Origin of the sequence: Paraburkholderia elongata (genome assembly GCF_013177735.1) — a bacterium.
Lineage (GTDB): Bacteria > Pseudomonadota > Gammaproteobacteria > Burkholderiales > Burkholderiaceae > Paraburkholderia > Paraburkholderia elongata.
On sequence record NZ_WOEZ01000092.1, the window covers coordinates 14,874 to 35,557 of the forward strand.

Sequence of the window (20,684 nt, forward strand, 5' to 3'; positions counted from 1 at the left end):
AAATTGACGATAAAGGCGCCACCGATCCCGTCGGCACGGCGTCGAACCACGTCAATACGGCCCGAGCCTCTGTAATGTCGTATTTTCTGGTATCACGCACAAGATCATGACGAGTACACGAAAGTCTCGGCTTCAATCGAAGATCGCCCTGGTGACAGGGGGGACGAAGGGCATTGGGAAAGCGGTCGTGTTGGCTTTCCTGCGAGAAGGGGCGTCAGTCGTCTTTACGGGATCGACTGGCCAGGACGGGCCGCCTCTGGAGCGCGCGCTGCGCGAGCAGGGCCACGACGCGACGTTCATGCAATGCGACAGTCGAAGCGAACAACAGATCGGCGACGTGGTTGCGCGTGTCGTCGAGATGCACGGCCGCCTCGATATCGCCGTCAACAACGTCGGCAACATCGCGCCGTCGGACGCTCCGCTTGGCAAGCTGCACGAAACATCGGTCGATGCGTTCGACGAGACGATCAATCGCAATCTTGTCACCACGTTCATCAGCATGAAGCATGAGATCGCCGTCATGCTTCCTCAGGGGGGCGGCGTGATCTGCAACACGTCGTCGATGGCGGGCGTGCGCGTCTCCGATGCGGTTTCCGCGGCCTATCACGCCGCCAAGGCAGGCGTCGTTCACCTGACGCGCAAGGCTGCGATTCAGTACGCGTCCGACAACATTCGCGTGAACGTGATTGCTCCGGGCGCGACGTACACGGAGCAAGCCCAAAAGCGATTCACGCACGAAGCATTCGATGAGCTTGCCGCGTCGGTTCATCCGCTTGGCCGGGCCGTCACACCCGAGGAATGTGCAGAGGTATTCGTATTTCTATGTTCGGACGAATCAGCTGCGATCACCGGCCATCTGATGCCTGTCGACGGCGGATGGGCAGCGAAGTAGGGCACCGGAGTCGACAGGCTGCTCGGAGCGACGACGCGGGCAGCACGCGTACGTTGTTGCGAACTCACGTCACAGTACGATTGGCCGCCGAAGCGGCATTTTCGCGGCTTCATTCCTGAAACGGCAGTCGTTTTCGATGAAGCATAAGTAATGAAACGGGAGATTTGCGCTATGACCAACATAGGTGTGACCGAGCTGGGTTACCTCGGCATTGGCATCCGGGATCTCGATGCATGGCGTTTTTACGCCAGCGAGATCCTGGGGATGGAGTGGGGCGACAGCAACGGTGAGCTCAGTCTGCGCATGGACTACTGGCATCACCGGATTCTGATTGAACAGAGCGACGAAGACGACGTCCTGTTCGCCGGATATCGCGTTGCGGGGCCCGAAGAGTTCCGCATGATGCAGCACCACCTCGAGGAATGCGGTGTGCCCTTCAAAGTGGCCTCTCCCGCTGAGTCGGAGAAGCGCTGCGTGCTGGAATTCCTCAGGCTTTCGGATCCGGCAGGACTATCGATCGAAATCTTCCACGGGCCCCTTGTCGACCGCCACAAGCCTTATCGGCCGGGGCGAGGCATGCACGGAAGATTCGTGACGGGGAGCGGCGGACTCGGGCATATCGTGATTCGTGATGGTGGCGTTGAGGAGACCTACCGCTTCTACCGTCAGGTGCTCGGAATGCGCGGCACGGTCGAAGTCCGCTTTGAAATGGGAGGCGTGCGGCGCGAGCCGATTTTCATGCATTGTTGCGAACGGGATCACACGATCGGCTTCGGCGTCGGCCCGCTCCCGAAGCGCATTCACCATCTGATGGTCGAGGTCGACAACCTCGACGATGTCGGCCTCGCGTACGATCTGGCGCGGCGCAACGGCGTGCCAGTCCTCATGGCACCTGGGCGCCACGCGAACGACAGCATGTTTTCGTTTTACATGCAGACACCGTCCGGATGGTTCTGCGAGTACGGATACGGTGGCGCACCGCCCAATCACCAATCGGAATACAACCTCGTGGGTGACATCTGGGGACATGAGATGGTCGCGACATCGTATACGGGTGAGGTAGGGCGAGAAACGCCCGGGTAGAGCAGGTCAGCTTGCCTCGACGTCGTGAGGGATAGCTTCCGCCGCGTCGATGCGAGCGACTTGCCGGGCGGGCGTCTCGTCCGGGGGCGGCTTCTGGCATTGGTGCGCGGCCAGGTCGATGAAAGGTTGGGGTAATAGAGTGACGGCCCCACTATTCAGAAGCTGACGCATGCCGCACAAGCACAACGCCGATCGCCGGCATCACATCGCGAAGATGGCGCATCGTGTGACGAACTGGCCGGAGTACGAAGCGGGCCTGCGCGCCGGGGGAGCCTGACGTTGTGGATCACGCCCGAGGCGCTGGCGCAGTGGCCAGCACTGCGGCGCACCACGCCAGGCGGCCGAGCCGCCGAACTTCAGCGCGTTGTCGACGAGATTGCCCACGATCCGGCGCAATGCCTGAGGACGCGTCACCAGTGCCGTGTCGATTCGACCTTGCAGCGAGACGTCCTTGCCGGCATCGACATAGTCCAACACCAGGCTGTCGAACAGCGCATCCGGATCGATACGCAGGGGCGCCTCGCTGGCGCCGTGCATGGTGCGCGCGTACGTCACACCTTCCTTGACCATCGTTTCCATTTCGTGCAGATCCTGCTGCAGCCTGGTCCCCTGTGCGCTGCTCATCGCAGCGGCAGACACGGCGAGCCCGAGGCTCGCGGATTTCCTGTGCTTTGCGATCTATTCGGCGAATCTCGCTTTTGGCCGAGCCTACCGGCCGACCCTCGATGAACTTGGCCTCACATACACGCAATACATCGCCATCATCGTGCTGTGGGAGGGCGGTAGTCAGACCGTCAGCGCGCTGCGGGAGAAGCTCTCTCTCGAATCCAACACGTTGACGTCCATCCTCAAGAAGCTCGAAGGGATGGGTTACCTTCACCGACAGCGTGATCCGGCAGATGAGCGGCAGGTGCTGGTCAGCCTGACATACGCCGGGCGGCAACTGCGAGAGGGCGCGTTGGGCATAAACCGCTTCGACGCTGCCGGCCTGACGGCCAACGAGTTCTCCAGCACGCAAAAAGGAATCGTCAAGCTGCGCGACAATCTCATCAAGGCGCCGCAGCAGAAGGAATAAGCCGGGCTGTGCGACGCACGCGGCGAGTTCGTGCTCAGCCGGAAGTGCGATTGAGCGAGTCGTGGTCGAACAAATTCGGTCACCACTATCGGCGAAGCCATTGGCGATCTTCGCTATGTCCGGTTCCTCGTGTTCAGCCCCACAGGCCTTCCGTGGAAAACGGACCGTGCGAGTCCATCCAGTCGTACGCCTCGCAGCGGTGCGCCCACGCCCAGTTGCTTGCCGGAGCTGGCGTGCTGCGGTCCGCTCGAGGAGTCTCGTTCAATACCGATTCCGTATCGCACCGATCGCTCGCATCGTTCTGGACGTCGATGTCGCAGATATCCAGAGAGTCGTCATTCATTTCCGTTCCTTTGCCCGGGCTGCCACGCCGTCTGGTTTGTAGTTTCGACGGTTCGCCGCAGACCGGCCTGTGATGCCGTAATTCATGGCTGTCCTGTCTCGCAGGCTGCCTCCGCCGGTCCTGGTAGGGACCGGCTTTGGGGCGCACCTCGTCGCTACTTCGGACGGCGCTTGCTCAATCCGGCGCGCCACCCGCATCCCGAAGGTCGAGGTTATTTCAGTGCTTTCTGTCTGCGATACTCGGGAACCGGCAGTCCGCCCCAGCCCCAGTTCTCCGTCTCCACTTCTTCGATGACGACAAACGTGGCGTCAAGAGGCTTGTTCAGCACATCGAGCAGGAGGTGGCTCACGCCCTTGATGAGTTGAGCCTTTTCATCGGCGGTGACGGAGTCGGCCCCCGGTTTGGTGCCCTCCCGGGTCACCTGAATTGTAACGATAGGCACGTCGGCTTCCTTGATTGTGATTGATGAACAGGGCGCCGGCCGGCAGCGCCCGGAACGTGCTCAATGACCGGCGATCTGGCCGCCGTCGACGTGCAGGATTTCGCCCGTCACGAACGGCGCCGAGTCCAGATACACGATCGCGTTGACGATGTCGCTCATTTCGCCCATGTGACCGACCGGATGCAGCCCGCCGAGTGCCGCGTGCGTTTCCGGGGCGTGCATTGGCGACTTGATGATGCCCGGCGCGACCGCATTCGCGCGAATCCCGCGCTTGGCGTATTCGATCGCGAGAGAGCGGGTCGCCGCGGCGATGCCGCCCTTGGTCAGCGACGCCAGCACCGAGGGCACGCCGTCGATGGCGTGGTCCACCAGCGTCGTCGTGATGCTGACCACGTGGCCGCTCTCCTGTTTCTCCATCTGCGCCACCGCGAGCTGGGTGATGAAATGGAAGCCCGCCAGGTTCACGCCGGTCACCGTTGCATAGTCTTCGGCGGTGTACTGGGTGAACGGCTTGGCGACGAAGATACCCGCGTTGTTGACCAGCGTGTCGACCCGGCCGAAGCGCGCGATCGCCTCATCGATCACACGGCGAGCGGTGGCCGGATCGGCGATGTCGCCGGCCACGGTGGCGATGTCCGGGTCATCGGACGGCCGGATGGTGCGCGACGTGGCGACGACCTGGTGGCCCAGCTTGCGGAATGCCTTGACTGTCTCCGCGCCAATGCCCTGCGACGCGCCGGTAACGACGATGACCTTTTTCGAATTGCTCATATAAAACCTCCGGATTAATTGAATCGGCTGTGTTTCTGACCGGGCTGTCGTTGCCCTTGGGTGTGAATGTAGGCGCGTCGCCGCGAGATTAGAATACTCACCATGGAGATTCAGTCTTGCGTGCCACGAACAAATCCGGTGTGGGCTTCAGACATGGTGCCGCCTGTGGGCTGTGCCGGTGGTAAACGAGCAGAGGCAGAACTGCGGCGGAATGAGGCGTTCCTGTCGGAAGGCCAATACCTCGCGCGCATGGGCAATTTTTCGTGGAATCTCGCGATGGGCGATATCGTGCGGTCAGAACCGCTCTATCGTATTTTCGCGTTCGAATTGGACAAGCCTGTAGCGCTCGATCTCATCGCCTCGCGATTCCATCCCGATGACGTTATCGTGATCGGGGATATGGCAAAGCGGGCGCGGCGACAGTGATTTCGAATATCAACTCCGGCTATTGATGCCCGATCAGTCAGTCAAGTATGTTCACATGATCGCCCATCGGACCAAAGACCATTCGGGAGAAATCGAATACATTGGGGCGGCACTTGACGTCACGCAACGCCGGGTCGCGGAGGAGGCACTTGGCAAGGCTCGCTCGGAGCTCGTACACGTCGCCAGGACCATGAGTCTGGGCGTATGACCGCTTCAATCGCGCACGAGGTCAACCAGCCGCTGGCCGATATCGTGACAAACGCCAGCACCTGTTTTCGCATGCTGGCTGCAAATCCGCCCAATATCGCGGGTGCGCGCGAGACTGCGCGGCGCACAATTCGTCACGGCAACCGCGCGACCGACGTAATCACGCGCTTGCGTGCGCTTTTCAGCAAGCGTAGTGCGACGATCGAGGCGGTCGATCTGACTCATGCCGCCAGCGAGGCGCTTGCGTTGTTGCGGACCGATCTCGAGCGGGCACGCGTGGTTCTGCGCATTGAACTTGCCGAAAATCTTCCGTTTGTCGGCGGCGATTGGGTTTAGCTCCAGCAGGTGATCATGAATCTGTTGCGTAATGCCGCAGATGCAATGAGTTTCGTTGATGGCCGCCCGAAATGGCTGTCGGTCAAGACGGAATCCGACGCAGACGCGATGGTCCGCACTGATCGTGCGGGACACGGGTATCGGTTTCGGGCCACGGGATGCGCAACGGCTTATTGAGCCTTTTTATACGACCAAGGATCACGGCATGGGGATTGGCCTGGCTATCAGTCGTGCGATCATCGAGAGCCGTCGCGGTCGGCTGTGGGCCGCTGCGTCGACTGACGGCCCTGGTGCGCTGTTTGCCTTTTCCATTCCCGCATACGTGGAGAGTGAAGCCTTCGTTCAGGCTTCCCGGTAGCTCTCACCAGCCGATACGTGGATTCACTCGCGCCGTGCAAGATTGAGTTTCGTTGCGTGAGCGTTCTCCCCCGAGTTGACCTAATTTAGACTTGCCTCAATATTCGCGGACTTCGTTGAACATCTCGGCATGCGCATACGATCCGGCGTCGACGACAGATTCCACACAGGAGGAAAGCGACATGACCACTCAAGCGGGCAAGCGCGCATTGCTGCGTCTGCTGGGCATCCAGAAGCCGATCATTCAGGCGCCGATGGCCCGCGTCAGCACGCCCGCGCTGGCGGCCGCCGTGTCGAATGCCGGCGGACTCGGCTCGCTGGGCGTCGGCGCGACGAACGCCGACGGCGCCCGAACGATGATTCGGGAAACGCGCGCGCTGACCGACAAGCCATTCAACATCAACGTGTTTTGCCATCAGCCGGCTATCGCGGACGCGGCGGTCGAGCGCGCGTGGCTGGACTGGCTCGCGCCGGTGCTCGGGCAGTACGATGCGGCTCCGCCCGAATCGCTGTCGGAGATATATACGAGTTTCGTTGCCGATCGTGCAATGCAGCAGATGTTCGTGGAAGAGAAGCCGGCCGTCGTCAGCTTCCACTTCGGGCTGCCGTCGGCCGACGTGATCGCCGAGCTGAAGCGCGCTGGCATCACGCTGCTCGCGAGTGCGACGAACGTTGACGAGGCGAAGCAGATCGCGGCGGCCGGGATTGAGGCGATCATCGCGCAGGGGATCGAAGCGGGCGGCCATCGAGGCGTGTTCGATCCGGACGCCGCCGACGATCGTCTCGGCACGTTCGCGCTGACGCGTCTGCTCGTCAACGAAGTCCAGCTGCCGATCATTGCCGCCGGCGGGATCATGGACGACGCGGGGATTGCGGCGGCACTCGCGCTCGGCGCGCAGGCCGCGCAGCTCGGCACCGCGTTTGTCGCGTGCCCGGAGACGTCGATCGACGGCGGTTATCGCCGCGCGATTCTCGGCGAATCCGCTCGCCGCACGACTTTCACGACCGCGATCTCCGGCCGGATCGCTCGAGGGATGGCGAACCGGTTCACAGCGCTCTGCGACGACCCGCATGCACCGCGGACACCCGCTTATCCGATTGCGTACGACGCCGGCAAGGCGCTGCACGCGGCCGCGAAAACGAAGGGGGAATTTGGTTATGGCGCGCAGTGGGCGGGGCAGGCCGCGGCGCTCGCGCGCGAGCTGCCGGCCGCCGAGCTGGTCGTGCAACTTGAGCGCGAATTGCGACAGAGCATCGAGCGGATGCAAACGTTGCGGTTCTGACGACGCTGAGAGGCCTGCGCAGACATCACGTCGGCGCGAGTCGTGTCGAATATATTGCGTCTCCGATAATATCGCGTGCGATTGCGACCCCGCTTCGGTGTTTTGCGCCCACGCGGGTTCTCGGGGATGTTCGGGGGTCATGCCGCGATTGAAGATCGCCTTGCGGTTGGGCCGGCAATCGTAGACGCCATCCAGACTGAGGGTTGAACCTTGCAGGTCCGCGCCGATGGCGCGGACCATTCCGGTTGGTATGGGCAGCGCGTCGCGCAACAGCGGCGATTCGTTGCGGTTGCCCGGGGCCGTCACGAACGGCGCGATGATGCTGCAGTCGCGATCGCAGAAGGCCACGACCTTGTCTCCCTTGAGATGCTTGTGGCCGCTGTATCCCAGGTTATCGCGCCTTTCTTCGCCGCCGTGGTGGTACCGTCACCGTGGATGACGGTGAGATCCAGTCGCCCGTCCTGATGAAGCTTGCGCACCGAGCCGGAAAAAAATCCGGTCGATATAGCCATCGGCCTCCCAGCGCCGCAGTGCCCGATAAATACGCGTGTAGTGAATCTCGGGACGGCCTTTAGCGTTCATCCTGTTCGGCAGCGCTTTCCACTGGCACCCGGTGTAAAGCAACTGCAGGACGTAATTGAAAATTGTGTGCATCGCCAGGGTTGGCGCCGGTCCACGTCGGCCACGGCTCAGATGCGGCAAGACACCCATTAGCGGGCCTGCGTCAAGTGAGCAAACAAAACACCATCGACTGCCTCAGCATCGACCCAGTGAAGCTGAAAGACGTTCTTCGCGATGTCTACCCCGACCGCCGTATACTTCATTTCGGACCTTCCGGTTAGCCTGCGAAGATCTCAATGATCTTCCTATTTAGGCACATTAATGCCGTCGGCCCGTGAGGGTCCACTTCCTTCAGCTTCTCGCATCCGGTAGGTGGGGGCGTTCATTCCATTCGTCACCGCCCACCGTCACCTCCATGCACCAACGCCCCTGTATGCCGCACTTTTTCGTCGATTAGCGGCGCCTCCCGCTTCGCCATTTCTGTATCACAGTGTATCTGCGCCGGCGGTAAATACATAACGTTTCACTGGCGCTCCTCGCGGACAAAAACCAGATACGTCCACGGGTTCTAATACTTCCAGGCCAGATTGTCTGGTTTCGCAAGCGCGACCTGCACGACGCTTGTCCTTCTAACCTTTGAGGAGATTCAGCATGCCGGACCAGATCAATACTCGACGTCGTCGTCTGCTTGGGACTACAGTGGCTGGGATTAGTTTGATGGAGTTGGGTTTGAGCGGACTCGCCAAGGCGCAGTCGAACGGCACTCCACCCAATGCGAAAGCGGCAACGCGTATTGCTTCGTTCGACAACATGCGCCAGGTCAACGCCGGAACGCTCAGTATGGGTTATGCGGAAGCGGGCCCTCAGAATGGACCGGTCGTCATCCTGCTGCATGGCTGGCCGTACGATATCTATAGCTTTGCTGAAGTCACGCCGTTGCTTGCAGCCGCTGGCTACCGGGTCATCGTGCCATATCTGCGCGGCTATGGTTCGACGCGGTTTCTGTCCGCGGATACGCCTCGCAACGGGCAGCAGGCTGTGGTTGCCGTTGACATCATTGCATTGATGGACGCATTGAAGATCGACAAAGCGATCTTTGGCGGCTTCGATTGGGGCGCGCGCACGGTCAATATCATTGCCGCGCTGTGGCCGCAACGGTGTACGGCGATGGTGTCGGTGAGCGGTTATCTGATCGGCAGTCAGGAAGCCAACAAGAAGCCGCTGCCACCGAAGGCCGAGCTCGCCTGGTGGTATCAGTTCTATTTCGCCACGGAGCGCGGCTATGCGGGTTATGACGCAAACCGCCACGACTTCAACAAGCTGATCTGGCGTCTCGCGTCGCCTAAGTGGAATTTCGACGATGCGACGTACGAGCGCTCGGCTGAGTCGTTCAACGGTCCGGATCACGTCGCGGTGGTGATTCACAACTACCGCTGGCGTCTGGGGCTCGCCAAGGGCGAGCCGCAATACGACGAGCTCGAAGCGCGTCTAGCGACAGCGCTGGCCATCTCAGTTCCTACTATCACGATGGAGGGCGATGCTAACGGCGCACCGCATCCCGAGCCGGCAGCCTACGCGAAGAAGTTCACCGGCAAGTATCAACACCGGAACATCGGCGGCGGCATCGGACATAACCTGCCACAGGAAGCGCCGAAGGCATTTGCCGATGCCGTTATCGACGTCGTTCGCCTTTAACCGGACTTTCTGTCACTGTTTCTGTCACTACCGCGGGGGCGTTGGTGCATGGAGGCGACGGTGTGCGCAATGTACCCCGTTCACCATGGACTATGCTGCGGGAACCTTACAGCGGACGGACTTCCGGCGTGCGGCGGCCAGCATGCGGTTGAGCACCGCCCCGCTGATCGCTGCTTCGGTTTGCTGAGCATCGGGATGGCGAGCCCGCAAACGGCTTTGTTCGGATGGGTGCTATTGCAAAGTGGCTGCGGGTTGTGTAAAAGCGCAACATCATAAAGCCAGCCCAAATCATGCCATACAAAGCCAGACAGAATCAGGGTGAACCACGCAAGCGCAAGAAGCCCGGGTATCGGGTGACGAACGCGCGTACAACCAGAGTCTGAGAGAGCGCGGCATGATCAGCCTCTATGTTCCCGATGGCGATCTGAAGGCGCAGTTCATCAACGCGAAAATCCGTACCCCCGGCGTGTCGGGGCGCGAGCCGACCTACACCACCGCGTACATCGAGCTGATCTACACGTTCTACCGGTTGTTCGACTGGGGCATGCGGCAGATCACCGGCTACATGGAGGATTACTGGGCGACCCGGGGGCTGGACATCCCGGTGCCCAGTTCCGGCCAGCTGTGCGACCGGTTCGCCGCGCTCGATGTGAGCGTCACGCAGCGCTGCGCGCAACTGACCAGACGGCTCGCACGCGGCGATGCCGTGAGCCTGATTGTCGACAGCACGGGGCTGAGCTTCGGGCGCGCGAGTGAGTGGTACGAACAGAAGTACGGCAAGAAGGCGAGGCAAACGCCGTGGCGCAAGATGTATTTGTCGATCGACGAGGAGATGAACATTCACGCGATCCGCATTACCACCACAGAAGTATCGGACAGCGAAGCAATGGACACGGTTCTGCCCGCTGATGTGCCGCTGGAGCGGGTGATTGCCGACGGCGCGTACTAAAGTATCGAGCGTGCCGAAGCGCTCGCACGTGCGGGCGTGCCGCCCGTCATCCCACCACCGGCTCACGCCGTCGTGCACCAAACCGAGCAGACCCGCTGGCATGACCAGCTCGTCAAATACATTCAGGACAATGGCATTTATGCGGTCCACAAAAGAAATACGGCTATGGCGTGCGCTCGCGGGTCGAAGCGCAGATCTCGCGCATCAAACGATGCATTGGGGCCACCCTGCTGACACAGAAGATCGCGTCGCAGGAGCGCGAGGGCGTGATCATCGCCAACCTCATTAACTTGTGGAACGCCTTCGGCAAGCCGGTTTCCGTCAAAAATGCATAGCTGCGTCCGCTGCACGGGGACTCGTTCCCATCCGAACAAAGCCCCACTGCCGCACCTGGTTGAACAACGCCTCGTTCACGCTGCTTGAACAGGATACAGTCGTTCGCCCCGGCTTTTTGAGCTGTTACGTCCGTCCGCTGTAAGGTTCCCGCAGCATAGTCCGTGGGGAAAGGGGTACATTGCGCACACCGTCGCCTCCATGCACCAACGCCCCCGCGCTTCAATTCACTTTCCGCATACGCCCCGCCCAATATTGCTCCTGCAACTGACGTCGAAGAATTTTACCCGACGCATTTCGCGGGAGCGCTTCGACGAAATCGATGCTCTTGGGAACCTTGAAGCCGGCGATTCGGGTGCGTGCAAACTTAAGGATGTCTTCGACATTCGCAACGGCGCCGGGCTTGAGCACGATCACCGCCTTGACTGCCTCACCCCATTTCTCGTCGGGCACCCCGATCACGGCCACCTCCGCGACACCGGGATGGCCGTAGATCGCGTTCTCGACCTCGGCGGGATAGATGTTTTCCGCACCTGAGATGATCATGTCCTTCACTCGATCGTGGATATAGAGGTAGCCGCTCTCGTCCAGGTAACCGGCATCGCCGGTACGCAGCCAGCCGTCCGGATCCACGGTCGCCGACGTCGCTTCGGGCATGCGCCAATAGCCGGCCATATTGCCGCTCGATCGCGTCACGATTTCGCCGACCGTATGCGGTGGCAGGGCATTGCCGAGTGAATCGACAATCTTGATCTCGACGCCTGGCATCGGCAGGCCTGCGGCCCGCATCCGCGGATTGCCATTTGGATCGTGATCCTCCGGCGGCAGGTAGGCGATCGCTCCGGCGGTCTCCGTCATTCCGTACTGCTGGCAGAAGCCGCAGCCGAACACATCCATACATTCGCGCAGCAGGTCGAGCGGGATCGGCGACGCGCCGTAGAGGATGTACTTCAACCGCCCGAAGTCCACTTCGCGGCTGCGTGGCTGACGAACGACGATCTGCAGCGCCGACGGGACCATGAACATCTTCGAGATGCGATCGCGTTCAATAAAGTCGAGCACAGTGAGCGGGTCGAACTCGTGCGCGATCACGCCCTTAGCGCCGTGCAGCAGTCCGGCGATCCCCCAGAGGCTGCCGCCGACATGCGCGACCGGCATCGCGACGAGGCTGACGTCGTCGGGTGTCCAGCGATACCAGTCCATCTGAGCCCTATTCAGTTCGCGATGTTTGGCCAACAGGTTTTCGTGCGTCAGCATCACGCCCTTCGGATGACCGGTGGTGCCGGATGTGTAAACCTGCAGCGCCACGTCGTCGGGACGAATCTCGACTTGCGGGGCGTCCTTTGATGCAACCTCGCGCCAAATGTCGAACGACGTCGTGCTTTGGATCGATGCATCATCGATCGCAATCACAGACGGCCGATTGGCCAGGCAAGCCAGCGCCGCGTTGGCCTGACCCGTTGCGTCGGGGCCGACGAACACCACGCGGGCGCCGCAGTCCTCGAGGATCGCAGCGGCTTCAGCCGGAGCCAGCCGCCAGCCGATTGGCGTCATCACGGCGCCGACTTTGGCCGCACCGAAGAAGATCTCGAAGTAGCGATCGCTGTTCTTGCCGAGATAAGCCACCCGGTGGCCGGGGGCGACACCGGCGGCGACTAGCGCATTGGCGACCTGGTTCGTGCGCCGATCAAATAGCGCGAACGTCGTGTCGCGCCCTTGAAAGGAGAAGGCGACCGATTCCGGTCGAGACAGCGCATGGCGTAGGGCAATTTCGGCAAGTGTCGTCATCGAGCCGATATCAGCGGGATTTTGATCAGAGGTCATGTCCGGTCCAAGCAGAAAGCGACGGGTCCGCGAGGCAGTGCCCCAATGGTCGCCTCGCAGGTTGGATTCCGGCTGGAGGGGCGTTGGCGCACCCTCCGAGCCTTCGTACCGTCACGCATTGTTGATTCAGCCCTTTCGGGGGTCTTCGTCGAAATCGACGAATTGTGTTCAAAGATGCATCGGCTGGTGCTTATGAAACGATCGATCTGAAGAGACTGGGGGCTGTGTTGACAGCGGACCGACCGCGCAATTCGTCTCTTTCGACGAAGACGGTGGAGGGAACGAGAGAAACAATAGGGTTCACGAGCGGAATATCACGGGCCGCACCGATCTGACGACGAAGTTGGTCGAGATGCCGAAGCCAGAGCGTGTCCCGGCTCGTCGCGTTCCCGGCGCGAATTGCCCGCATACGTGAGCGCGTCCAGATCGGTGATTCGGCGTGAGTTCCGACATGAACAACCCATGTGACGGAGCACCTCACAGATGAAACTCGCGACATTCAGCATCCGCGGCGGCCTTCCCGAAATCGGCGTGGTGGACGGCGCGCGAATCGTGCGTATCCAGCCCGCCCTACCGCGTCTTGCATCGAACATGATCGACCTGATCGACCGTTGGGACGACGCTCGCTCGGCGGTACAACAGGTCGTCGAAGACGCTGCGCACGTCGTCGCGCTCGACCAGGTTCAGCTGCTCGCGCCGATCGGGCGACCGGGCAAGATCATGGCAATGGGACTGAACTACGCAGATCACGTTGCCGAGGCTGGCCTCGAGATTCCGAAGCATCAAGGCTGGTTCTGCAAACAGCCCAACACCGTCCATCCGCCATACGCGCCGATTCAGATTCCGAAGGCTTCGAAGTCGGTGGACTACGAGGTCGAGCTCGTCTTTATCGTCGGCAAGCGCGGCCGTCACCTGTCCAGGGCGGATGCGCCCGACCATATCTTCGGCTACTGCGTAGGCAATGACGTCACCGCCCGCGACTGGCAGATGCGGACGCCGCAATGGGTGCTCGGCAAGTCGTTCGATTCGCACGGCCCGTTCGGCCCTTGGATCACGACCTCAGATGAAATTGGTGATCCGCACCGCCTCGGCATTCGTTCGATCGTCAACGATGAAGTCCGGCAGAACTCGAACACGCGCGAGCTCATCTTCGACGTGTTCGACCAGGTGACGTATCTGTCGCAGGCCATGACGCTCGAACCCGGCGACATCGTCTTTAGCGGAACGCCCGGGGGCATAGGCGCGGCGATGAAGCCGCCCGTGTTCCTCAAGGCGGGCGACCGGGTGCGCTGTGAGATTGACGAGCTGGGTGCGCTCGACGCAGTTTTCGAGAACGAGGCCTGAGTTCGTCGCGAGCGTGCCGCATGACGGCGCTCAATCATGAAAAGGATCGTAACCTTGAGGAAGGACGCTGTATGACCATGACACCCTCTACGCGCCCTCGACGCAGCGCGCTGTATGTGCCCGCCCACCATGCCCGTGCAATGGAGAAGGCGCGCTCCGCGCGCTGCGATGTTGTCATCCTGGATCTGGAGGACTCGGTCGGTCCCGAGGAGAAACTCCAGGCGCGTACCGCTGCCGTCGAAGCAATTCATGACGGGGGCTTCGCATCGCGAGAAGTCGTGATCCGGACGAACGCCTTGAGTACGCCGTGGGGCATGGAGGACCTGGCCGTCGCGGCGCAGGTGATGCCCGATGCCGTACTCGTTCCGAAGATTTCGGCTGCGAGCGACCTCGCGGCGGCTCGCGCGGCCATGCACGGTAGCGTGCCGATGTGGATCATGATGGAGACCTGTGCGGCGATGCTCAGGCTGAACGAGATCGCTACGGCGGGCGCAAAGGCGGGTGTCGAGGCCTGGGTCATCGGCTCGAGCGACCTTGCCAAGGAAATGCGTTGCGCTCAAGGCGTCGCGCGCCCGGGGTTGCAAACGGCGCTGTCGTTGAGCGTGATGGCCGCGCGCGCTTTCGGGCTCGGAATCCTGGACGGCGTATTCTTCGATGCTGCGAATCCCGACGGGTTTGCGATTCAATGCGCACAGGGCGCGAGTCTCGGCTTCGACGGCAAGACGCTCATTCATCCCAACCAGATCGAGATCGCCAATCGGGCATTCGCGCCCGAACCTGCTGCGATCGCCTGGGCGCGCGCCATCATCGCGGCGTACGACAAGCCCGAGAACGCCGGAAAGGGGCTCGTGGAGATCAATGGCCGCTTTGTCGAACGGTTGCACTACGACGAGGCTCGAAATCTCGTGCAAGTCGCCGAAGCTATTGAAGCGGCCGGGCGGTAGCCGATCCTCCGATCGGGTGCCGGGCGCGTTTGCGCCGGCGCCCGTACACGCTCGCACGCCGATGATTCATGCGCGGGTATCACGCCAGTACATCACGCACCCCGCCGCACCGAAGCATTTGAAGGCGAAATTTGAAATTCTCGTGGAACGCGAAAGGCCACCGCAGAGAGCCGGTCGCATAGACCGGTCTCGGAGGCGGCCTTTCGCGATGTCACCGGGCTGAAGTCAATTCGAGAATCTGCATCATTGCGCTATCCAGGGCCCGCAGAGGTTCGGCAGGCAGCGTTGCGGAACGCCAACCGATATAGAGATCGGGCCGAACAAGAATGCAGCCGTCTTCCTCGATCTCCGACAGAGATTGCCATGTTCCATAGAGATCCTCGTAGTCCAGCGACGCTCCGATCATGACGATCTTGATGTCGACGCCGGTGCGCTCGGATACGGTACGGGCGGCTTCACGCCACGGTTCTCCGCCGTGCCCCGTGAAAAGCACGAAACGTTGCTTGCCGGCGACATCCAGTGTCGAGATGCGTGGTCCGGGCTGGCGCGTGCCGAGCCAGGCATGGGGGAGCGGTGAGCCGGGGCGGGTGCTCGGCTGGTAGTAGAGCTCCGGATCCCGCTCGAAACCAGGATCGGGCGTGCCGTCCTCGACCACCGCGCCGGACGCGTAGCGGCGATTCATCTCCACGCCGTGCGCATGCTGCTCGTATTTCATTGTGTCGAGCGCTTGGCGCAGTGCAGCGCGCCCCTCGCGCGTTTCGAACACCGACCGCCGCGGTTCCGTTGAGCCGCCGCGCGTTCCCGCCCCCAGCAGATCCCAAACCGTGCCGTTGAGCATCATGCTCTTGTTTGCGCGCTTGACGATTTGATGCCCCACCGGCTGGCGTTCGGCGTTGAAGCTGTCGAGCAGCTTCGGGTGCGCTTTTCCCTGCAGCACGAGCGCCAGCTTCCAGGACAGGTTGAACGCGTCCTGGATGCAGGTGTTCGAGCCCAGTCCGTTGGCCGGAGGATGGCGATGCACCGCATCGCCCATGCACATGACGCGACCGACGGCGTAGTGCTCGGCCACGACGTCGTTGATCGTCCACATCGACGCCGAAATGATCTTCATCGACAGATGAGGATCTCCGACGAGTTCGCGGATGCGCTTCTCGAAGTCCTGCGTCGTCGGCGTGGGCGTTCCCGCGGCTTCCGGAACGACGAGCACTGCGATCCATTGATCCCACGGCCGCACCATGCGAAACAGGCCGATGGGTGACCACGCCGACACGTCCGGCTGAATGATCTGGTAGAAGATCCCGCGCCGATGGGTCACATAGTCGCTGAGATCGACGTCGACCAGGACGTTGAAGATATTGCCGAGCCCATGTTGACCCACGAGCGGGATGCCGAGCTGCTCGACGACCCGGCTGCGGGCGCCGTCCGCCCCAATCATGTATTTCGCGCGGACCTGAATAGTCTCATTGGTCAGCAGATCGCGAATAATTGCGGTGACGCCTGCATCGTCCTGCTCGAACGACAGCAACTCCGTGTCGAATCGAATCTGCGAGCCGAGACGCGCCGCCTCGGCCAGCAGGATCGGTTCCATCTGAGTCTGCGGCAGGTCGCACAGCGAACAAGGGCTGGCCGATTCGTAGTCGCTCTTACGGCTCGGGTCGTTACCCCACGCATAGGTGCGTGCCAGCTCTTCTCCTCCAAGGCTTCGCAGCCAGAAATGATGCTCGATGTCGGTTCCAGGGCTGGCGAGCGCCATGCACTGCTTTTCCAGGCCCGCGTCGCGCAATGCCTCCATCGTTCGCTGATTGGTGATATGCGCACGTGGTGTATTCGCCGTACTCCGGCCTCGAGAAATTGCCATATTCGAGATGCCGTGCTTCGACAGAAACAACGACGAAGCCGCTCCAGCCGGGCCAGTTCCCACTATCAAAACGTCGGTTTCAATCATGTCCGATCCCATTTCCCAGTTCATCGGCGTCGAAGCGCACGATCGCCCGCTTCGACACGTACGGGTGGCGTCATAGCCGAGCATGCGCGCTCGGGCACGCTGCTGCAGACTATGTCGCCCGACTCCGTATTGGCCGCGCATTGTCGCTCCCGACTGTGCATCTGGTCTTCGTCGAAAGGGACGAATTGCATGCAGAGGCGCGACCCTTGCCGTGATACCAGGCGTGAGACGGGACCACGAGTTCGCCGGCGTTGCCGGGCGCGGATCGTGCATTTCGTCGTTTTCGACGAAGACCGCTGCCAGCGATGGGTGAAAAATCCTCAGGTCGAAATGTCAACACGCCGCGCCATCTGGCGCGCGCCGAGGAGGAGATCTGTCTATGTCTACGCAAGCCTTGAAAACCAGCGATATCGAAGTGCACGGCTACTGCGCACCGAAATACGAGCGACTGCGCGAAGCCTTTCTCGGAAATTTCCGGAACCTGGGAGAGATCGGCGGAAGCTTCGCCGTCACGGTTCGCGGCGAGCTGGTGGCCGATTTGTGGGGCGGCTGGAAGGATTTCGAAGCGACGACACCTTGGGAACAGGACACGATTGCCTGCGTATGGTCCACGTCGAAGGGGATCGGCGGCGCGTGCTTCGCCATGCTAATCGATCGCAGCATAGCGTCCTACGAGGATAAGGTCAGCCGATATTGGCCGGAATTTGCGGTTCACGGCAAGGGCGACCTCACGATCGGCATGCTGCTGTCGCATCAGTCCGGCATCACGGGCTTCGACACGCCGGCGACGCTCGACGACCTGTTCTCGGGAGAGCCGGCCGCGCAGCGCCTCGCGGCCCAGGCGCCGCTCTGGCCGATCGGCACGGCCTCGGGTTACAGCAACGTGGTCGCGATTTTGGCGACGGAGTTGTTCAAGCGGATCGAGGGCCGATCGATCCAGCAGTTCGTCGCTGACGAACTGAAGGGTTCGTTCGGTCTCGACATCTCGGTGGGCGTGAGTCAGCAAGACCTACCTCGCGTCGCGATCATGCTGAGTGAAAAGAAAATGGAGGCAGTCAACACGGTTCCCGTTGCAAACGAAGCGCAGCGCGGGTTGCACAACCCGCCGCTGACGAGCGACGTGGCCACGACGCCAGGATTCCAGCGCGCCGACATCATCGCGATGAATGGATTTTCGAACGCGCGGGCACTGGCGTCGATGTACAGCCTGCTGCGGCATCCGGGCCAGGACGGCCGCAGACTCGCGGGCGATGCGGCAGTCGCGGAGGCGGCAAAGTTGCGCTTCGACGGTGTCGACCGGGTACGAGGTATCCGGCGAACCTGGTCGGCGGGTTTCCTGCGCAATGTGGATAACTGCTGGGGGCCCAATGTCCAGGCATTCGGTCACGGCGGATGGGGCGGCTCGTTCGGGTACGTCGATCCTGCCGCCGATATCTCCGTTGGCTATGTGATGAATCGGATGAGCGACCAGATGGACCTCAACCCCCGCCGGCGCGCGCTTGTTGACGCTGTCTACGCCGCACTCTAGTCGCGCCGCATGCTTGCCCGGCGGCCGCGCAAGCGCCGCCGGGCGCCTCGCGACACGCGGAACCTTTCCACCTGGTCTTCAGGATCGATTGTGAGCGAAGTGCTATCCATAACCCGAGACGGGAACGTCGCGCTGGTCACGATGAACATGACGGAAAAACGCAATGCTTTGACGGCACTGCTCTATACCGAGCTGGCGGCAGAATTGGCTCGCCTGCAGGACGATACAGGCGTCCGAGCGGTTGTGCTTTACGGCGGACGCCATTTTTGCGCGGGCGGCGATCTGGGGGGGCTCGATGCGTCGACACTCGAAATGCGGCGGAAAATGAATCACGGGCATCGCATCGTTCGTGCCATCACAGGTGGGCCGTGGCCAGTCGTCGCTGCCGTCGAAGGGGGCGCGTACGGTGCCGGTTTTTCGCTGGCGCTTGCGTGCGATTTCGTGGTGGCCGACGAGAACGCGAGTTTTTGCGCCGCGTTCGGGCGAGTCGGGCTCACACCAGACTATGGCTTGATGTGGACGTTGCCGCAGCGTGTCGGTATTGGTGCGGCGCGCGAGATCCTGATGCTCTGCCAACCCGTAGCGGGCAGCAAGGCGAAAGAACTTGGCATAGTGGACAGGCTTTGCTCGCCATCCGCCGTGCTGGAAACTGCGCTCGAGCTTGCCAAACGGCTCGCTGCCGCCCCGCCGGGGACGATCGCGACGACCAAGGCCGTGCTCGCCCGCCATCCGATGCAGCTCGACACGATGCTGGCCTGGGAAGCCGACACGCAATCCGCGCTGGTACGAAGCGAGGACTTTGCGGAGGGTGTCAAGGCGTTCCTGGAAAAACGCGCGCCGACATTCATTGGCAAGTGAGCAAGCGCGGGAGCCAATGCCGTCCAAACTTCGCTCGATAGCAGCGTCGCGCGTAGTTTGCATGCTGAAGGCCGGGAAAAACGTCGGTTTCGACGATTCCGGGAATACCCGCCCCGGCCACAATGAATCCAGGCCGCAATGCCGACCGGCATGCCGGCAGATCACAACCCAGCCGTATTGGTGCAAGCGCATTGTGTGCACGAAGGCGCGCAAGCGTGCGGTACATGCGCCTTACGGCCACGCACGCTGATGCGATGCTCACTGCATGGATGAGAACCACTATGACCGAAGCGTTGATTTATGACCATGTTCGTACGCCGCGTGGTCGCGGGCGTGCCGGTGGCGCCTTGCATGCGGTCACGCCGGTCGAGTTGGCGAGTCAGGTGTTGATCGCTCTGAAGGACCGGAATCGGCTCGATACGCACCAGATCGACGACGTCGGCCTCGGTATCGTGATGCCAGTCGGTGAACAGGGTGCAGACCTGACGCGTTTCGCGCTGCTCAATGCAGGGTACGGGGAACACCTCGCCGGCTACCAGATCAACCGATTCTGCACATCCGCTCTTGACGCCGTCAATCAGGCAGCCGGCGTGATCCAGGCTGGTCACGCTGATGCCGCGATTGGCGGGGGCGTGGAGTCGATGTCGCGCGTTCCGATCGGATCGGACGGCGGCGCCTGTTACACGGATCCTCGACTGGCACATCAATTTCCGTACATGCCCAATGGCGTGGCAGCCGATCTCATGGCCGCGCTCGGCGGATTCTCACGCGGCGACGTCGACAGCTATGCGGCGGAGAGTCAGCGTCGGGCCGATCTGGCACGCAGCTCGGGCCATTTCGCCGCGTCACTTGTTGTCGTGCGCGACGTACTGGGAGAGCCCGTCCTGGCCCATGACGAAGCGATTCGCCCAGGGATCACGGTGGCCGACCTCGCGAAACTGGCGCCCGCATTCGTGGAGCTGGGCGAAGCAGGGTATGACGCGATTGCCCAGCAGCGCTACCCGCATCTCGAGAAGATTGACCACATCCATACAAGCGGCAATTCGAGTGGCATCGTCGATGGCGCGAGCGCCGTCCTGCTCGGCAACCGGGCGTTTGGTGAGCGGAACGGTCTGAGGCCGCGCGCGCGGATTCGCGGCTACGCGTCGGGTGCGTCGGAGCCGTTGCTGAGCCTGGGTGGGCCGATGCCCGTGACGGAAAAATTGCTGTCGCGGCTGGGCATGACCGTCGACGATATCGACCTGTTCGAAATCAACGAAGCGTTCGCCGTGGTGCCGATGTGCTACATGCAGACGTTCGACATCCCGTTCGAACGGGTCAACGTCAGCGGCGGGGCGATCGCGCTCGGTCACCCGCTTGGCGCGACGGGCGCAATGCTGTTCGGTACGCTGCTTGACGAGCTGGAGCGGCGCGACCTCAATATCGGCCTCGTCACGCTGTGCGCCGCCGCAGGGCAGGCGACGGCCACGATCATCGAACGCATCTGAG

At 61.8% G+C, this 20,684-nt stretch carries 21 protein-coding genes and 3 pseudogenes; 16 read left to right on the forward strand and 8 right to left on the reverse strand.

Features of this window, described 5'->3' with window-relative positions:
- Positions 1-106 precede the first annotated feature (106 nt).
- From GNZ13_RS17875 to GNZ13_RS17885, 3 genes and pseudogenes are all read left to right on the forward strand, one after another.
- Complete coding sequence (locus tag GNZ13_RS17875; protein ID WP_172166765.1) at positions 107-892, forward strand: SDR family NAD(P)-dependent oxidoreductase; 786 nt, start codon at positions 107-109, stop codon at positions 890-892.
- A gap of 171 nt (positions 893-1,063) precedes the next feature.
- Positions 1,064-1,975, forward strand: coding sequence for a VOC family protein (locus tag GNZ13_RS17880; protein WP_172166767.1), 912 nt, complete (start codon positions 1,064-1,066; stop codon positions 1,973-1,975).
- Positions 1,976-2,144: 169 nt separating this feature from the next.
- Positions 2,145-2,320: pseudogene (locus tag GNZ13_RS17885) on the forward strand (IS5/IS1182 family transposase); the annotation flags it as partial.
- Here GNZ13_RS17885 and GNZ13_RS17890 read toward each other — a convergent pair.
- Positions 2,315-2,584 (reverse strand): annotated as a pseudogene (locus GNZ13_RS17890) (two-component sensor histidine kinase); the annotation flags it as partial. The pseudogenes GNZ13_RS17885 and GNZ13_RS17890 sit on opposite strands and share 6 nt — an antisense overlap.
- A gap of 7 nt (positions 2,585-2,591) precedes the next feature.
- Between GNZ13_RS17890 and GNZ13_RS17895 the strand changes: the two are divergent.
- A complete protein-coding gene (locus GNZ13_RS17895; protein ID WP_236002066.1) occupies positions 2,592-3,050 on the forward strand; it encodes a MarR family winged helix-turn-helix transcriptional regulator in 459 nt (152 codons plus the stop codon).
- 133 nt (positions 3,051-3,183) lie between these two features.
- On the opposite strand, the gene GNZ13_RS17900 is transcribed toward GNZ13_RS17895, so the two are convergent.
- The 3 genes from GNZ13_RS17900 to GNZ13_RS17910 form a co-directional block, all read right to left on the reverse strand.
- The gene (locus GNZ13_RS17900) at positions 3,184-3,393 is read right to left on the reverse strand and encodes a hypothetical protein (protein ID WP_172166770.1); all 210 of its coding nucleotides are present in this window, start codon (positions 3,391-3,393) and stop codon (positions 3,184-3,186) included.
- A gap of 211 nt (positions 3,394-3,604) precedes the next feature.
- Positions 3,605-3,835 (reverse strand): tautomerase family protein, encoded by a 231-nt coding sequence (locus GNZ13_RS17905; RefSeq protein WP_172166771.1) that lies wholly within the window; start codon positions 3,833-3,835, stop codon positions 3,605-3,607.
- 60 nt (positions 3,836-3,895) lie between these two features.
- Positions 3,896-4,606, reverse strand: coding sequence for an SDR family NAD(P)-dependent oxidoreductase (locus tag GNZ13_RS17910; protein WP_172166773.1), 711 nt, complete (start codon positions 4,604-4,606; stop codon positions 3,896-3,898).
- Between the two features lie 102 nt (positions 4,607-4,708).
- On the opposite strand from GNZ13_RS17910, the gene GNZ13_RS52380 reads away from it, so the two are divergent.
- From GNZ13_RS52380 to GNZ13_RS17920, 4 genes are all read left to right on the forward strand, one after another.
- Positions 4,709-5,032, forward strand: a complete 324-nt coding sequence (locus GNZ13_RS52380) for a hypothetical protein (protein WP_236002055.1) — start codon at positions 4,709-4,711, stop codon at positions 5,030-5,032.
- A 204-nt stretch (positions 5,033-5,236) separates the two neighbouring features.
- A complete protein-coding gene (locus GNZ13_RS52385; RefSeq protein ID WP_236002056.1) occupies positions 5,237-5,575 on the forward strand; it encodes a sensor histidine kinase in 339 nt (112 codons plus the stop codon).
- Between the two features lie 58 nt (positions 5,576-5,633).
- Positions 5,634-5,933, forward strand: coding sequence for an ATP-binding protein (locus GNZ13_RS52390; RefSeq protein ID WP_236002057.1), 300 nt, complete (start codon positions 5,634-5,636; stop codon positions 5,931-5,933).
- Between the two features lie 181 nt (positions 5,934-6,114).
- Positions 6,115-7,215, forward strand: a complete 1,101-nt coding sequence (locus GNZ13_RS17920) for an NAD(P)H-dependent flavin oxidoreductase (protein WP_172166774.1) — start codon at positions 6,115-6,117, stop codon at positions 7,213-7,215.
- 426 nt (positions 7,216-7,641) lie between these two features.
- Here GNZ13_RS17920 and GNZ13_RS52395 read toward each other — a convergent pair whose 3' ends face one another.
- Positions 7,642-7,926 (reverse strand): transposase, encoded by a 285-nt coding sequence (locus GNZ13_RS52395; protein ID WP_328807246.1) that lies wholly within the window; start codon positions 7,924-7,926, stop codon positions 7,642-7,644.
- A gap of 501 nt (positions 7,927-8,427) precedes the next feature.
- Between GNZ13_RS52395 and GNZ13_RS17930 the strand changes: the two genes are divergently transcribed.
- Complete coding sequence (locus GNZ13_RS17930; RefSeq protein ID WP_172166776.1) at positions 8,428-9,471, forward strand: alpha/beta fold hydrolase; 1,044 nt, start codon at positions 8,428-8,430, stop codon at positions 9,469-9,471.
- Between the two features lie 90 nt (positions 9,472-9,561).
- Here GNZ13_RS17930 and GNZ13_RS17935 read toward each other — a convergent pair.
- A pseudogene (locus tag GNZ13_RS17935) lies at positions 9,562-9,684 on the reverse strand (IS5/IS1182 family transposase); the annotation flags it as partial.
- Positions 9,685-9,865: 181 nt separating this feature from the next.
- Between GNZ13_RS17935 and GNZ13_RS51550 the strand changes: the two are divergent.
- Together GNZ13_RS51550 and GNZ13_RS51555 are read left to right on the forward strand one after the other, a co-directional pair.
- Entirely contained in the window at positions 9,866-10,420 is a 555-nt protein-coding gene (locus GNZ13_RS51550; RefSeq protein ID WP_216674901.1) for a transposase, read from the forward strand.
- A 170-nt stretch (positions 10,421-10,590) separates the two neighbouring features.
- A complete protein-coding gene (locus GNZ13_RS51555) occupies positions 10,591-10,755 on the forward strand; it encodes a transposase (RefSeq protein ID WP_216674902.1) in 165 nt (54 codons plus the stop codon).
- Positions 10,756-10,975: 220 nt separating this feature from the next.
- Here GNZ13_RS51555 and GNZ13_RS17945 read toward each other — a convergent pair whose 3' ends face one another.
- Entirely contained in the window at positions 10,976-12,577 is a 1,602-nt protein-coding gene (locus tag GNZ13_RS17945) for a fatty acid--CoA ligase (RefSeq protein ID WP_328807247.1), read from the reverse strand.
- Between the two features lie 483 nt (positions 12,578-13,060).
- On the opposite strand from GNZ13_RS17945, the gene GNZ13_RS17950 reads away from it, so the two are divergent.
- Together GNZ13_RS17950 and GNZ13_RS17955 are read left to right on the forward strand one after the other, a co-directional pair.
- Entirely contained in the window at positions 13,061-13,921 is an 861-nt protein-coding gene (locus GNZ13_RS17950; protein WP_172166777.1) for a fumarylacetoacetate hydrolase family protein, read from the forward strand.
- 71 nt (positions 13,922-13,992) lie between these two features.
- A complete protein-coding gene (locus GNZ13_RS17955; protein WP_216674903.1) occupies positions 13,993-14,865 on the forward strand; it encodes an HpcH/HpaI aldolase/citrate lyase family protein in 873 nt (290 codons plus the stop codon).
- Between the two features lie 211 nt (positions 14,866-15,076).
- On the opposite strand, the gene GNZ13_RS17960 is transcribed toward GNZ13_RS17955, so the two are convergent.
- Positions 15,077-16,834 (reverse strand): FAD-dependent oxidoreductase, encoded by a 1,758-nt coding sequence (locus tag GNZ13_RS17960; protein ID WP_407945644.1) that lies wholly within the window; start codon positions 16,832-16,834, stop codon positions 15,077-15,079.
- Positions 16,835-17,189: 355 nt separating this feature from the next.
- Between GNZ13_RS17960 and GNZ13_RS17965 the strand changes: the two genes are divergently transcribed.
- The 3 genes from GNZ13_RS17965 (at position 17,190) to GNZ13_RS17975 (ending at position 20,683) form a co-directional block, all read left to right on the forward strand.
- A complete protein-coding gene (locus GNZ13_RS17965) occupies positions 17,190-18,338 on the forward strand; it encodes a serine hydrolase domain-containing protein (RefSeq protein ID WP_216674904.1) in 1,149 nt (382 codons plus the stop codon).
- 90 nt (positions 18,339-18,428) lie between these two features.
- A complete protein-coding gene (locus tag GNZ13_RS17970) occupies positions 18,429-19,196 on the forward strand; it encodes an enoyl-CoA hydratase/isomerase family protein (RefSeq protein WP_172166781.1) in 768 nt (255 codons plus the stop codon).
- 281 nt (positions 19,197-19,477) lie between these two features.
- Positions 19,478-20,683 carry an acetyl-CoA C-acetyltransferase gene (locus GNZ13_RS17975; RefSeq protein ID WP_172166782.1) on the forward strand — a complete coding sequence of 402 codons (1,206 nt, stop codon included), beginning with the start codon at positions 19,478-19,480 and terminating at the stop codon, positions 20,681-20,683.
- The last annotated feature ends 1 nt before the right edge of the window (position 20,684 follow it).

Coding starts and splice junctions, on each gene's coding strand:
- GNZ13_RS17875 (WP_172166765.1), top strand. CDS start 107: ATGACGAGTACACGAAAGTCTCGGCTTCAATCGAAGATCGCCCTGGTG.
- GNZ13_RS17880 (WP_172166767.1), top strand. CDS start 1,064: ATGACCAACATAGGTGTGACCGAGCTGGGTTACCTCGGCATTGGCATC.
- GNZ13_RS17900 (WP_172166770.1), bottom strand. CDS start 3,393: ATGAATGACGACTCTCTGGATATCTGCGACATCGACGTCCAGAACGAT.
- GNZ13_RS17910 (WP_172166773.1), bottom strand. CDS start 4,606: ATGAGCAATTCGAAAAAGGTCATCGTCGTTACCGGCGCGTCGCAGGGC.
- GNZ13_RS52380 (WP_236002055.1), top strand. CDS start 4,709: ATGGAGATTCAGTCTTGCGTGCCACGAACAAATCCGGTGTGGGCTTCA.
- GNZ13_RS52385 (WP_236002056.1), top strand. CDS start 5,237: ATGACCGCTTCAATCGCGCACGAGGTCAACCAGCCGCTGGCCGATATC.
- GNZ13_RS52390 (WP_236002057.1), top strand. CDS start 5,634: ATGGCCGCCCGAAATGGCTGTCGGTCAAGACGGAATCCGACGCAGACG.
- GNZ13_RS17920 (WP_172166774.1), top strand. CDS start 6,115: ATGACCACTCAAGCGGGCAAGCGCGCATTGCTGCGTCTGCTGGGCATC.
- GNZ13_RS52395 (WP_328807246.1), bottom strand. CDS start 7,926: ATGGGTGTCTTGCCGCATCTGAGCCGTGGCCGACGTGGACCGGCGCCA.
- GNZ13_RS17930 (WP_172166776.1), top strand. CDS start 8,428: ATGCCGGACCAGATCAATACTCGACGTCGTCGTCTGCTTGGGACTACA.
- GNZ13_RS51550 (WP_216674901.1), top strand. CDS start 9,866: ATGATCAGCCTCTATGTTCCCGATGGCGATCTGAAGGCGCAGTTCATC.
- GNZ13_RS17945 (WP_328807247.1), bottom strand. CDS start 12,577: ATGACCTCTGATCAAAATCCCGCTGATATCGGCTCGATGACGACACTT.
- GNZ13_RS17950 (WP_172166777.1), top strand. CDS start 13,061: ATGAAACTCGCGACATTCAGCATCCGCGGCGGCCTTCCCGAAATCGGC.
- GNZ13_RS17955 (WP_216674903.1), top strand. CDS start 13,993: ATGACCATGACACCCTCTACGCGCCCTCGACGCAGCGCGCTGTATGTG.
- GNZ13_RS17960 (WP_407945644.1), bottom strand. CDS start 16,834: ATGAACTGGGAAATGGGATCGGACATGATTGAAACCGACGTTTTGATA.
- GNZ13_RS17965 (WP_216674904.1), top strand. CDS start 17,190: ATGTCTACGCAAGCCTTGAAAACCAGCGATATCGAAGTGCACGGCTAC.
- GNZ13_RS17975 (WP_172166782.1), top strand. CDS start 19,478: ATGACCGAAGCGTTGATTTATGACCATGTTCGTACGCCGCGTGGTCGC.